This window comes from Pseudoalteromonas nigrifaciens (assembly GCF_002221505.1).
GTDB classification, from domain to species: Bacteria; Pseudomonadota; Gammaproteobacteria; order Enterobacterales; family Alteromonadaceae; genus Pseudoalteromonas; species Pseudoalteromonas nigrifaciens.
This window is the reverse complement of record NZ_CP011036.1, coordinates 2,262,385-2,275,953: the sequence shown is the minus strand read 5'-3', so window position 1 is coordinate 2,275,953 and position 13,569 is coordinate 2,262,385. Positions and strand designations below refer to the sequence as shown.

Here is a 13,569-nt window from a genome sequence, read left to right as displayed (position 1 = left end):
GACTTAGTGTTTTGCAGCGTCCTACCGCGTCTCATCAAAGCTTAAAGTTTTAGTATTCCATTTAGTATTCCTATAATAAGCTGCCATAATTAGGAATACTAAAATAGAACGGAGTTAATTTGTTATGGCCAGATCTGTAAAACAACTTACTGATACAGCGCTCAAGAAAGCAAAAACAGTAGATAAAGATTTTATTTTATCTGATGGCAACGGCCTACAAGTCAAAGTTAGAAAGAGCGGAACTAAACTCTGGAATTTTAATTACTACCATCCAATTACAAAAAAGCGTATTAACATGGTATTGGGTAAGTATCCCGCTCTATCCATTGTTAATGCACGAAAATTAGCCCAAGAAGCCAGAGAGTTGGTTGCATTAGGAACTGACCCAAAAGAGCATAGAGATGAAACTTTAGCTTTTAAACGAGCACAAGAAGAGTTAACACTAAGTAAGGTCGCTTTAGAGTGGTTTGAGGTTAAAAAACCTGATTTTACTCAAGCTCATGGTGAAGATATTTGGCGCTCATTAAATAACCATGTTTTACCGGTTATTGGTAAATACCCAATTGGTAAAATTAACGCACCACAGGTAATAAAAATATTAAGGCCTATAGAGGCTAAAGGTACCCTAGAAACAGTTAAGCGTTTGAGCCAACGATTAAACCAAGTTATGACCTACGCAGTTAATAGTGGTTATATTCAAGCTAATCCGCTTGCTGGAATAAAAGAAACTTTTAAAAAGCCGCAAAAACAAAACATGCCTTCGTTAAAACCTGAAGAGTTGCCTGAATTGATGCAAACGCTTGCTACAGCTTCAATTAAACGTGTAACTCGCTTTTTAATTGAGTGGCAGTTACATACTCTTACACGCCCTGGTGAAGCTGCAGGTACTCGGTGGGATGAGATCGATTTTGATAATAAACTTTGGGTTATCCCAGCTGAACGTATGAAAAAGCGCAGAGAGCATGTTATTCCTTTATCAAAACAAGCTGTAGAGTTATTAGAGGCAATAAAACCAATTTCAGGGCACAGAGACTTTGTTTTTCCGTCAGACAGAAACCCGAGAAATCATATCAACAATGAAACAGCTAATATGGCTCTAAAACGCATGGGGTTTGAAGGTAGATTAGTAAGCCATGGCTTGCGCTCGCTTGGCAGCACAACATTAAATGAACATGAGTTTAATCCAGATATAATAGAAGCCGCACTTGCGCATGTAGATAAAAACCAAGTTCGTTCTGCTTATAATAGAGCTGAATACATAGAAAAACGCAGAGAGCTAATGAATTGGTGGAGCGACCATATAGACAAAGCATCGCAAGGGAAATTATCTATATCAGGTACAAGGCATCTATCGAAGGTAGGTTAATAACTATAATTCATTTGGCTAAATAACAGTTGTTTTATGTAATTAAAATGGCGTTAGTTAGTCAATGGTTTGTAATTTATTGCTAGACATAACTTTTACTGCGGCATAGACTGAATTTAGAAAAAGGATTTTACAAGGACGTTCATAGATGAACACTTTATTTATACCCTCTAAAAAAGTAATAACTGCAGAGCAACCTGCTCGTTTCAAAAGTGTATTAGCTTACAAATCAACATTTTCAGTGTTTTGCCCTTATTCATAATTATTAATTAATTTTAATGATGGGCTTATTCATGCCTGAAAACATCATAATTTATAAAGGAATAATTCGATGTTTATACAAAACCTCAACAAAGCTATCTAGCGTCAATTAACTTGGCCGGTTCCGCGTCAATTATCTTGGCCGGTTGACACCGAATTTTATTTGCTCTTATTGAGCGCTGTTTTGCGTCGGTAACTTTCACCTTCGCAATGAATAATCGTTGCATGATGAACCAAGCGATCGATTGCCGCGACAGTCATCGTTGAATCATCAAATAGTTCATCCCATTGTTCGAATGATTTGTTTGATGTGATGATCATGCTGTGTCGCTCATAGCGATGGGCTATCAATTCAAACAGCACACTCGTTTCCTGTTCCGTTTTTCGAACGTAACCAACGTCATCAACGATTAATAAGCTGTATTTATCGAGCTTTACAAGTTCGTCTTGCAAGCGTAAATGTCGCTTTGCTTGCTGGAGTTGTTGAACAATCGCTGACGCGGCAACAAACTTAACTTTATGGCCCTGCTCGATAAGGCCATAACCGATGCTACTGGCGATATGCGTTTTACCAAGACCACTGGCGCCAAATAACAATATATTGCCACCGTACTTCAACCAATCCGGCTGATTTATTAAATCAGCAACAAGGGGCTTACTAACCCCATCAACAAGGGTAAAGTCGAAGCTGCTAAGGTGTTTACCCACGGGCAATTTTGCATCTTTTAAAAGCCGCTGAAGGCGTTTGTCATCGCGTGTCGCAAGTTCAATATGGCACAGCTCAGATAAGTATTGCTGTGGGCTCCATTGTTCTTCTATCGCTTTTTTGCCCAGAGTATTCCACTGTTGAAGCATGGTGCTAAGCTTTAATTGTTTCAGCATTAAAGGTAACGAGGCCGTGAAGTTATCCATGTAGACCTCCCGGTATCATGCTGCTATAAGCGCTCAAGCTGTGTTGCTTTATTGTTATTGTGGGTATGTTTGATGCAATCACTAAAAATTGCGCTTCACATTCTCGGATGGCCGGTAATTGTCGCTGAGTAATTGACGCTGCTACAAATCGTCCTAATTGACGTTCACACCCACTTTGCTTCGCTAAATGGAGCAATTTCACCATGTAATAGCTCGCTTCATCCGCTAAAAGGTGGGCATTAACGTATTCCCAAATAGCTTTGTAATTGTCGCTTGGAAGTAAGTCGTCACGTAGTTGTGAGTAGCGAAATGCCAATGGTTTTTTAACCAGTGCGTCAATAACATGCAAGTAACTAATATTACGTGCACGGCATCCTTTAGAAGCATAGACACGCGCTAACGTTTGAACTAAATCGCTGCCATAGCGCAGCTCTAAACGGTTGTCATATAAACGAACAAGTAATCGGCTACCAATAAGGCGTGACGGGACGCTATAGGTAACACGTTTCAACGAAATAGTACTCGTACGTGACACCGTTAGATAATGCTCGGTGTAATTGACGCTCATCGTCCGTGGTAAAGCATGTAATTGTCGCTGCTCTACTGCGTATTTATCACTTACACGGCGATTACGGCGAGCTACAATGTCGGCAACAAACGATTCATAGACTTCTCTTGTCTGAAAGTCATAACTACCACGGATTTTTAATGCTTGCTCCAGTTGCGATTTAAGATGCCCATGAGGGCTCTCAATAGCCCCATTTTCATGCGCAATACCACGGTTATTGCGGGTCGCTTTAAAGCCATAATGGGTGACTAATTCATTAAAGCGCTCTGTAAAATCGTTATCATTAGTGTGATTACGATAGGCGGCACTCAGACTGTCTGTACGCACTTCTTTAGGCACACCGCCGGCTGCTTTAAATGCGTTTTGCACGCCATCAGAAAAAGCAGCAAAGCTTTCACCGCCGTAAATCACTTGGGCATAAGCCCAGCCACTGGCGGGCATACGATAATGAAACAACATATGCTTTAAGGGTTCACTAGCAATGGTAACGGGTGACTTCACATGTGTAAAATCACACATGCCTAATAGGCCATACTCGTGTGTTTGCAGGAATACGACCTCTTTGCTTGAGCCATACAGTGCTCGCCATTTGTGAATTCGACGCTCTAATGTACGCCGTGAGCTAGGGTTAAATTTGTCGGTGTGAAACTCGCAAAGGTGATCAAAAATTCCCACCGGAGTTAACGTTGCATCACCTTGAAGTAGAGGGACAACAATACTGTCCCAGATAGACTCAAGTGGATCTATACGCGTTCGCCATTGGCGTTTATTAGACAATGGCTGCTCATCCAGTTTATCAATGCGCCTTGCTGAACGTTCAGAAATACCTGCTTTCGCAGCCGCGATAACTTGGCTATTACGTTTTCTATGTTTCATATAAATAGTGACCTGCTGATCAGTGATTCGTGTTCCCGGCACAGTGAACTCCTCCGTTCTGCTGTACCGAACCTTATCAGATCAACCGGCCAAGATAATTGTCGCTAGACCGGCCACCGTAATTGTCGCTTAATAACAAAGCACAGCAAGAAGTACTTCTTAAGTTAGCAAGTGACTTAATGATATCTGATGGTGTTATAGATCAAAGTGAAAAGGAGTTGATTAACTTTGTTAAGTCACAGTGTACCGAAGGTGTATCTGAATTAGAAAACTTCAATCTAAGTGAAATAAGAGATGTTTTTGGCAGTAAAAAGGCTAAAGTCTCGATGTTACTTGAGCTTATTGGGCTAGCTCATGCTGATGGTTATTACGGTAAAGAAGAAAAGGTTTTTATCAATGAAATCGCTTCAGTACTAAACATAAATGAAGCTAATTTAAATGAGTTAGAAAATTGGGTTAGACGTCAACTCGATTTGGTGAACGACTCAGTTATGTTCATGGAGGAATAATTATGCCATTACCTTTGATTTTAGTAGGAGTTACCATTGCAGCTGGTAGTTTTGGGGTTAAGAAAGGGTTAGATGCAAAATCTGACTATAATGAAGCTAATAGCATTAATAAAAGAGCTAAAAATATATTTGATGATGCAGAAAGCTCGCTAAATTCAAAACGTGATCAAGCAAGTAACTCAATGTTAGCTTTAGGTCGAACAAAGTTTGATATTTATGAAAACTCATTATTAAGCTTTGTGAGTAGCTTTAGTCAAATTAAAAATATTAACTTTAATGATAGTGATGTAAAAGGTCTAGAGTCATTACCGGGTGTAGATAAAGCAGATTTAGACAACTTAAGCAGTTCAGTATTATCAACTCATGATGTTCTCTCTGGAGGTGTTACTGCGCTTGGTACTGGTGGTTTAGCTGGTTTAGCTGCGTATGGTGGTGTTGGCTTTTTAGGAACTGCATCAACCGGTACTGCAATAGGGTCTTTAACCGGTGTAGCAGCTACTAATGCTACTTTAGCTTGGTTAGGTGGTGGTTCGCTAGCAGCAGGTGGTTATGGGATGGCTGGTGGCGCTGTTGTGCTAGGTGGATTAGTTGCTGGACCAGTATTAGCCGTTGGTGGAATGATGCTCGCATCTAAAGCTGAAAGCGCAAAAATAGATGCATATTCAAATCGTGATAGAGCGCTATTAGCTGCCGAGCAAATGAAAACAGCTGAAGTCGTAACTGATGGTATTCGCCACCGTTTTGAAGAAATTAATGATGTACTTCTTCGATTAAATACTTTCTTTAATCCTATGCTAAAAGAGTTTTGTGGCCTAGTTGCACGCAATATTGATTATTCAAGCTATACAGAAAATGAAAAAAAGCTAGTGTTTAAGGTAGCTGCTACAGCTAAGAGTATAAAGAACTTACTAGAAGTTGTAATAATTAATGAAGATGGGAGCTTAACATCCCAATCAAGTAGTATTGCTAGTTTTGGATCGGATGTTATTTCGGGGCAACATCCTGACTTAGCAAGCCTAGAACCAAACACTGAACACGTTGATGTAAAGAAAGAGCCTGAACCTAAAAAGGATTTAGAGCACTATTTTCGTGAAATCAGTAGTCAAATTGACGATCAGAAGTGGGTATATGCTTTATCGTATGGCAAAAAGCTAAGAGATAAAACAGCTGCAGCTGTAAAATCGTATGCACATGAAGACTATGAAGTTGATAGTGACTATAAGAGTGAGCCTTATGGCTATTTAGTGCTTATTGATACAACTCTTTTTGGTAGTGCCAAAGATGGCTTCTTCATAACGGATACACATATTTATGGCAGGCCCTCATATAATGATCGTTTTAGTATTGAAATTAAGAAAATCAAATCAATTAGAGTAGATGAAGATGATCAGGAGTTAATGATAAACGGTGACTACTATGGTTACACGCAATCTGAACTGACTCCAAAAATGAAATTAATTGTTAACGCAATTAAAAAGTATTTAGAGCAATTTAAGTAACCTGTTATTCGAGGAGGCAGGATAAACCTCCTCGAATTTTTAAATATAGAATTAATTAATAAGTTTCTTATGGACAATATAAACTCTTCAACGTCTATTTTGGGTGGGATCTACACTCAACATTTAACGCAAGATATAACAGAGCGAACATATCGGATATTCGGTGATGCAGACCAGTTATCTCAGTTTGCATCAAAATGGAAAAATGTTGCTGCTGATAAGTCTCAAGGTCATATGTTCGAGCAACTAGAGACATTAAAGTTTAACTTTGATGCTTTAAAAAAAGATAGTGACTTATATGCCAGAACTACTGCGAGTATGGGGCTACCTATAGATCCTGTTGATATTATTATTTCTAATGGTAAAGAAACGATTCGAGAGATACAGGCAAAGTCTTGCAATAGCGCGGCGAGAAGTGCATTTGCATTATCTCAAAAAAAATACGATGAAATGCTACGCTTGGCCCCAAGTGATCAACACAGCAAAATAGAAGAGTTATTAAAACAAAGAATAGAAAAAGGCACACTCAAAGCCGAAGATTATGAACAGACACTCCGCAATCTAAAAAAGTCATTACAACATGACAATATTGCTTCAGAGGGAACAACCTACCAAGAAGCATTAGATGCAACAAACCAAGAGCAAGCAGATAAAATAGCCAACAATTATAAATTCAAGTCTGCTATTACTGATATGCACAAATCTGGTCTAAAAGCGGGAATAGTTGGAGCAAGTTTAACAGGTGGAATATCTTTTTTGGCAGAAGGTTACTCTGTGATAAAAGGAGAGAAAGACTTTGCAGAAGCGACTTTAAATACTGCGATTAATAGTGCAAAGGGTTTTGCCACTGGCTATACAGTGACAGTTATGAGCAAAGGTATTACACACTCTTCGTCATACTTCCTAGGTGAACAATTAGCTAAAAGTATTACGAGATCATCTGCGCCTGTCGCAATCGCTGTTGGAGTAGTTAATACAAGTAAGTATATAGTATCTTATTTAAAAGGTGAGATTGAATTAGAAGAGTTAACTGAGAATATAAGTCATACAGCTATAACGGGTACTTCATCCTTTTACTATGGTGCTTTAGGTCAGTTAGCTATTCCAATTCCTGTAGTTGGCGCCTTAGTTGGAGCGGGGGTTGGTTATTTTATTGGGAATATGATCCATCAATCTGGTTTAGTTGCTTTAGGTGATAGTGCAGTTGTTAAAGCATCGAAAGAGCGCAGAAACCAAATACGCGCTATTTGTTTAGAAGCGATTCCACAAATTCAAAAAAATAGAGCAGAGCTTCAAAGCTTACTTGATAAACACTTTGCAGAAAGAAAACATATATTTGACTCGACTTTTTTAGCTATGGATTTGGCGGTAGATAACGCAGAACCAGAACAATATATAAATGCTTTAAATTCTTTAAATGAAAGATTTGACTGTGAGTTACCATTTCAAAACTTTGCTGAATTTGATCAATTAATGCAATCAGATCAGAGCTTTGATTTTTGATGGAGTTTCCATGCACTAAGTGCGGAAAATGCTGCTCAAACGTAAAATTATCACCTATTACCAGTTACCTGGATAGAGGTGATGGTACTTGTGAGTATTTTGATGATAATACCAAACACTGTAAAATATACGACAACAGGCCTGAAATTTGCCGAATAGAGTTACAGTTCAATAAATACTATAAAGAAAGATTCAGCTGGAATGAGTTTATAGCAATAAACTTAGATGTGTGTGAAAAGCTACCTGAAAAGTAAAAATAAATAGAGAAATTAAATGGCTTTAACACAAATGCTAATTATTCAGTCTCTTGAGAAATGTGATCTGGTTAGAAAGGGAGTTAGTTGGGGTGTACCAGCAACTGAGCTTAAGCATTTAACTGGGAGAATAGGGGAGTTATATGTAGCGCTGATAACTAATGGTCGTATGGCAACGGAGGTTAATCAGGCTGACTATGGTGTTACACAAGCCCATGGCATAACAATAGGTTAAAAAGACCGCTAGGCTGCATACAGGCGGTTATATAGGCTTGTATGCTAATACGTTAGGCTTAGTTGAACGTATAATTATTTTAAGAATCAATACCGACGAAATTCAAGTTTAAACCCTATTAGATACGCCGTAGAAGAAGCTAAACGACTAATGAACAATGTAGCAACAGGTAAAAGCTTTATTACAATGAGCAAGTTAATAAATCCACCTGCTAAGCCACGTACTTTATTAAACCTAAAAGAAGCTATATGGCATAACTACAAATTATTATAGCTTGAAAGCGGTACTATTGAAGTGTTTGTTAATCGTGAATTAGTACCCCCTGTAAGCCTTACTTACGTGATATTGCTAAAGAGTTTAGGATTTCAATTTTAAATAGCAACGGAAATCCATTTAATACGCGGCAGTTGGGTTCTGTGTTGATTAAAGAATTGCTTAATTAATCACTAATATCATGGATTTACTGAAGGTACTTTAAAAGGTACATTGCTGTCTAAATTAATAAAATGAAGCAGGGAATATGAGCGATTTAGAAGAGTGTAGTGAGTGTAAATTAAAATTCGATTTGGATGAATACGATAATTGTCCTGATTGCGAAGATGATTTAATTGAGTGTGAAGTGTGTGAGCACAAGTTTAATTATAAACTTAAAAGCTGCCCTAACTGTGATGAAAACACGGTTCCAAAAGGTACTGAATGTGGATTTTGTGAAAAGCCCGCAGTGCGCTATATGCAAGATAATCCGGTCTGTGAAGGCCACTTCCAAGTTTAACTAAGTCTCTGGCTCATAATAAATTGTAATGAGCCATTTCCTCGACTCAAGATCTCTAAGTTACAGACAATATGCCTTATGGTTTTTAGTATATAAGTATTAACCCTGGTCCATATTACATCTACTATGAGCAGGTTGAGGCTTGAACTTTAATTTATGGAACTCACACCAATCATTAGTTAGTTTTTCATCAACAAATACACGTTTTTCAGAATTATTTAAATCCTTATATGTAATTCCAGTGATCTTTATGCCTTTGTGGGCTAGCCAAGACTCAAATATATATTTAAACGTATATGGTGGTGTAAGATCAGCATGTACATCATTTATATCCATATTATCTAAACATATCGCACAAACTAAGTTGTCTGCATCTTTAAACCTATTACGCGCTTTATCTTGTTGGTATCGAATATGGTAACGAGCAGCATCTATAACATTATCTTCATGTATTATTTGCTTTTTCTGTTACAAAGCATTTTTTAGAATAACCAATGTGTGTTTTTGTACCATCTGCTAAAACAACCCAAAATTGATAATTAGATCCACTTGATGAAGGCTTTACAAATATGTTTTTAATTGGACTTGGTAATTTTTTTAATGGGTTATAGTGATGGCGTTCAAACGCTTCTTTTAGAAATAAGAAGTCATTTAAATCATTTACAATCCTAGATATCTTATATTTATTTAAAAGTAATGTGCATAGTGCACGAGCCTCTTTCTGTGAATAAATCTCATCGTTGATTTCAAATTTTAGTACCATATCTCACCTATATTTAGTAATTCAATGTAAGCTTTTTAAACCTAGTTAAGTGATATCAACAGTTTACTGTATTTAGATTTGCTAAAAATATAAATAGTGGCAGAATAAGAAAAAGTCTATTGAATATAAGCAATAGTGTTAATTTTAAATAGACAGCCCTCGGATCAGCATAATTTTAACAAGGAGTTAGTTTTATGAATAAAGCTGACGTACACCGCCAAAAAGTCCAAGAAATCCTTAGTAGTAACGCATTACATGGTCATCAAGTAAATGCCGCGACAAAAACATTTGATGCATTTTCTAAAGATGTTAGAGCCGTAGTTACAGCTGCAGAAATGCAAGCTGGTAAATCGGGTATTGCTTTAGCTTTATGTTGTTTACAACGTTTGAGCCTAGATGATGAAACCATTTGCCAAAAGCGCTCGCTAAAAGACACCTTATACCTTGTCACAATGCCAGATACAGCCTTAAGGGATCAAGCTGAAGATGACTTAAGGCTTGCGAAAAATGTAGTGGTCAGTAATTTTGTCAATTTTGAAAAGTCTTTAGAAACAGACTTCAAGGGCAACCCTCCTAAACTCATCATCATTGATGAATGTCACTATGGCTCTAATGTAACAGGTATTCGTTATAGCACTGTATTTGACTATTTAGAGCAAGAAAATGATTCTTGTAAGGTCGTGTTTATTTCTGCGACACCTTTTGGCGCTTTATATGGTGCAGAAACAGAGTACGAAGAAGCATTAGAAGTTAGCTCAGAAGCAGAAATAGAGCATAACGATAAACTTTTAAAAGAATCAACTCAAGCAGCTAATCAAGCGCTTAAAGACTCGATTTTACGCCGTGATTTTGGTACTCGTTTGGTTTTCCATAAAACCAGTGACGAATACTACGGCGTACGAGAGATGCTACAAAACAATCGGTTACACAATTTAAATGACGAAGAAAGAAACTTCTTAGTTGAGTCGTCTCACCGTAAAAATTTTATGCAGCAATTTAATTCGCATGATGGAATGGGTTGGTCGTTAGTACGCGTACCTGCAGGTACAGCAATGGATGCCAAACAATTTTTCATTTCACAAGGAGTAGATGAAGAAAATATTTACATTCTAGGTAATTCTCTTTCAGGTGTACCTGAAGATGAGCTATCTACAATTGATAGATTTAAAAAAGCATTTGAAGACAGCGAATTGTTTGGTGAAAAGTTAGTTGCAATTACAGTTGCAGGTTGTCGAGCCGGAATAAACTTTGGTAACTTAATGAAGAATAACCTTATTTCGACCTGGGATAGCACAGTTGCAAGTGTTGCTGCTGTGGTACAGGCTAATGTAGGTCGTGCGTGTGGTTATCATGGTAACAATACCTCAATGCATTTCACTAATGGTAATGCTGCTGAAGCGTATGGGGCAATTTTAGATTATCTAGAACGGACATGTTCTGATCATGCCGCATCTGATTTTGATGGTTTAAAAGAGTTTTTTGAAGACGTATGTCAAGAATACCAAGTTAATGGTTTAGATGTAGGTCTTACAATTAAATATAAAAAACGTAGACCTATTGGTGATGTAGAAACATTTGCAACAGATCACTATGTAGCTGTACCTGCAAGGTTGCTAGATCAAGATTACGACTTTTCACAATACACGCAAGACAAGCTTCTATTAAATGCCATCACAGTTTTAAGAGAAGAGTTTATTAAAAATGGAGCACCGTCGGTAAAAGGCAGTAGAGCCATGCGCGGTAAAAAGAAAAATTGGATAAAAGCCCAGTGGGTTAATGGTGATAGTTACGATAACCCTGAGAAGGCAGGTGTAGATGGCCCTCAGAAAGATAGAACAATTATGCTTACAAGCATGTTAGATAATGATGACTATGTGGAGTTTAATAGAGTCGTAGCGCCAGGTTCAGGGGAGCTATCTGAAAATAAATCAGTTACTGCAACAGTGTTTAGTGTTTACAACATCTCAAGACGTAAAGTTGCTAAAACAATTATGACTGAAAGGGATGTATGGGATATGTGTGATTATTTCGATATTCCACATGACGATACCATATTTGTTTTGTATAGGCGTGGTGAGTACGACTTAGATAGGACTTTAGCTAAAAAGGCTCATAATGAGTTACCTGAAAAATCAGGTGCCTTGAGTGACGAATCACAGTTCTCGGTAAAGTAAAATATCATGAATCAAGCAGATAACCACAGAAAGCAACTAGAGGACGTGATAGCTCAGTTTACTTTTGCGCATCAACAGCACGCCGCACAGCGAGCATTTAGTCATTTTAAAGATGGTAGTCGTGCGGTTGTTATAACCGCCGAAATGCAATCAGGAAAATCTGGTATCGCACTAGCACTAGCTGCACTACAAAGGTTGAGTTTATCAGATACATATATTTGTGAGCGTTCAAAATTAAAAGATACACTTTATTTGGTCACTATGGCCGATTTGTCACTCCAAGAGCAGGCTAAGCAAGATCTTGCTAAATGTAATAATGTTGTTGTGAGTAACTTTACTAATATGAGTTTCGCACTCTCAAGCAACTTTAAAGCCCAACCACCCAAACTCATTATAATAGATGAGTGTCACTATGGAGCCGGCTCCGAGGCCGTAAGATATGCGAAGGTTTTTGAATATCTTGAAAAAGAAAATACAAACTGTAAAGTCGCTTTTATTTCAGCTACACCATTTAGCGCGCTCTATTCGGCGGGTACAGATTCTATTCTGCGTCACGACTTCAAAACTAGTCTAGTTTTTCATAAAACAAGCGATGAGTATTTAGGCATCAGGGAGATGCACCGCAATAATCAAATAGTAAAGTTAACAGAAGAGCAGCGTAATTTTTGTGATGATTCTTTACTACGTAAGCGTTTTATTAGGCAGTTCAAAGAGAATCCCTCATCAGGATGGTCATTGATTAGGGTTCCTAGCAGCCAGGCTAATTTAGCAAAAAATATCCTACTAGAAAACGGTATAGCCGAAGAGCAAATTATGGTTATTGGCCAAAAGTTGGTGGGGGTTGAGGAAAGTGACTTAGCAAGTATTGACGATTTTAAACGTGAATATGAAGCAGCAGCAATGTTCGATGACAAAGTTATTGCTATAACTGTTGCGGGCTTTAGAGCTGGTATTAATTTTGGTCAAGAAATGAAAAGTACGCTCATTAATACTTGGGACAGCACAATTGCTAATATTGCTGCAATTGTCCAGGCTAATATCGGTCGTGCTTGTGGTTACCATAGCAATACACTAGCCAAACACTATACGAACCTTGATGCTATTAAAGCTTATAGTGACTTACTTAACCACCTTGAATTAAATAGTGATAAAAGTGACTTTGAAGGTTTACGTGCAGTTTTTGAAGATATTTGTGCTAAATATGATGTAAGAGGTTTTGATAGAGGGATTCAAATCTCACCAAATAAGGAATATACCGCCTCTTCTCGAAAAAAAGATGACACTCAAACATATTTAACCCAAAGTTATCTAGTCGTTCCAGGTAAATTAGCTATACCGAACTACGATTACTCAAAATACACCCAAAACCCCTTACTACTTGAGGCTATTGCTCTAATTAAGGCTGAATTTTTAAAAGATGATGGTCCACACCGTAAGCAGGGTAGAGCCCTGAAAGGTGAACATCAGAACTGGATAAAGGCACAATGGGTAAACGGCGTTACTTATGATGATTACACTCCAAGCTGTGCAAAAAGTAGAACAATAGAATTCACGTCATTATTAGATCAAAATCAATCGTTAGAGTTTAATAAAGTGGTTAACCCAGGTGGTGGTGAGGCTACGACTGATAAGAGAGTTATGGCAAGTGTGTTTAGTATATATAACTTATCTAAAAAAGCAGATGCATTTAAGCGTTCAATGGATGAAGATGATTTGCAAGAGGTTAGTGAGCTATTAGATGTAGCACTCGATGACACAATAATTTTATTGTTTCTTCGTGGTGAACACTCAAGTGAGTTAACTAAAATAAAAAAACATCAGGCTGAAGTGACAGCTACGCACATTAAAAACCAGTCTGTTTTTTAATGTATTTTACA

General features: G+C 37.7%; 12 protein-coding genes. 9 read left to right on the top strand and 3 right to left on the bottom strand.

Going from position 1 to position 13,569, the window contains the following annotated elements; all coding sequences use genetic code 11:
* The first annotated feature begins 124 nt into the window (after positions 1-124).
* Complete coding sequence (locus PNIG_RS10845) at positions 125-1,366, top strand: integrase domain-containing protein (protein WP_089368498.1); 1,242 nt, start codon at positions 125-127, stop codon at positions 1,364-1,366.
* A 420-nt stretch (positions 1,367-1,786) separates the two neighbouring features.
* Here PNIG_RS10845 and istB read toward each other — a convergent pair whose 3' ends face one another.
* A complete protein-coding gene (istB, locus tag PNIG_RS10840; RefSeq protein ID WP_089368257.1) occupies positions 1,787-2,539 on the bottom strand; it encodes an IS21-like element helper ATPase IstB in 753 nt (250 codons plus the stop codon).
* On the bottom strand, positions 2,532-4,025 hold the full coding sequence (gene istA / locus PNIG_RS10835; RefSeq protein ID WP_089368256.1) for an IS21 family transposase: 1,494 nt from the start codon (positions 4,023-4,025) through the stop codon (positions 2,532-2,534). The genes istB and istA overlap by 8 nt, the downstream gene beginning before the upstream one ends.
* An 80-nt stretch (positions 4,026-4,105) precedes the next feature.
* Between istA and PNIG_RS10830 the strand changes: the two genes are divergently transcribed.
* The 6 genes from PNIG_RS10830 (at position 4,106) to PNIG_RS10805 (ending at position 8,755) form a co-directional block, all read left to right on the top strand.
* Complete coding sequence (locus PNIG_RS10830) at positions 4,106-4,492, top strand: TerB family tellurite resistance protein (RefSeq protein ID WP_157696009.1); 387 nt, start codon at positions 4,106-4,108, stop codon at positions 4,490-4,492.
* A gap of 2 nt (positions 4,493-4,494) precedes the next feature.
* Positions 4,495-5,991, top strand: a complete 1,497-nt coding sequence (locus PNIG_RS10825; protein WP_089368496.1) for a hypothetical protein — start codon at positions 4,495-4,497, stop codon at positions 5,989-5,991.
* 69 nt (positions 5,992-6,060) lie between these two features.
* A complete protein-coding gene (locus PNIG_RS10820; RefSeq protein WP_089368495.1) occupies positions 6,061-7,494 on the top strand; it encodes a hypothetical protein in 1,434 nt (477 codons plus the stop codon).
* Positions 7,494-7,748 (top strand): YkgJ family cysteine cluster protein, encoded by a 255-nt coding sequence (locus PNIG_RS20395; protein ID WP_089368494.1) that lies wholly within the window; start codon positions 7,494-7,496, stop codon positions 7,746-7,748. Before PNIG_RS10820 ends, PNIG_RS20395 begins: the two co-directional genes overlap by 1 nt.
* Positions 7,749-7,767: 19 nt before the next feature.
* The gene (locus PNIG_RS20170; protein ID WP_089368493.1) at positions 7,768-7,983 is read left to right on the top strand and encodes a hypothetical protein; all 216 of its coding nucleotides are present in this window, start codon (positions 7,768-7,770) and stop codon (positions 7,981-7,983) included.
* A gap of 520 nt (positions 7,984-8,503) precedes the next feature.
* Positions 8,504-8,755 (top strand): hypothetical protein, encoded by a 252-nt coding sequence (locus tag PNIG_RS10805; RefSeq protein ID WP_089368492.1) that lies wholly within the window; start codon positions 8,504-8,506, stop codon positions 8,753-8,755.
* Positions 8,756-9,200: 445 nt separating this feature from the next.
* Here the strand turns inward: PNIG_RS10805 and PNIG_RS10795 are convergent, their stop codons facing one another.
* On the bottom strand, positions 9,201-9,518 hold the full coding sequence (locus PNIG_RS10795; protein WP_089368490.1) for a DUF3223 domain-containing protein: 318 nt from the start codon (positions 9,516-9,518) through the stop codon (positions 9,201-9,203).
* A gap of 194 nt (positions 9,519-9,712) precedes the next feature.
* Here PNIG_RS10795 and PNIG_RS10790 point away from each other — a divergent pair, with 194 nt between their 5' ends.
* Complete coding sequence (locus PNIG_RS10790; RefSeq protein ID WP_089368489.1) at positions 9,713-11,692, top strand: DEAD/DEAH box helicase; 1,980 nt, start codon at positions 9,713-9,715, stop codon at positions 11,690-11,692.
* A 6-nt stretch (positions 11,693-11,698) separates the two neighbouring features.
* Positions 11,699-13,558 carry a DEAD/DEAH box helicase family protein gene (locus tag PNIG_RS10785; RefSeq protein ID WP_089368488.1) on the top strand — a complete coding sequence of 620 codons (1,860 nt, stop codon included), beginning with the start codon at positions 11,699-11,701 and terminating at the stop codon, positions 13,556-13,558.
* The last annotated feature ends 11 nt before the right edge of the window (positions 13,559-13,569 follow it).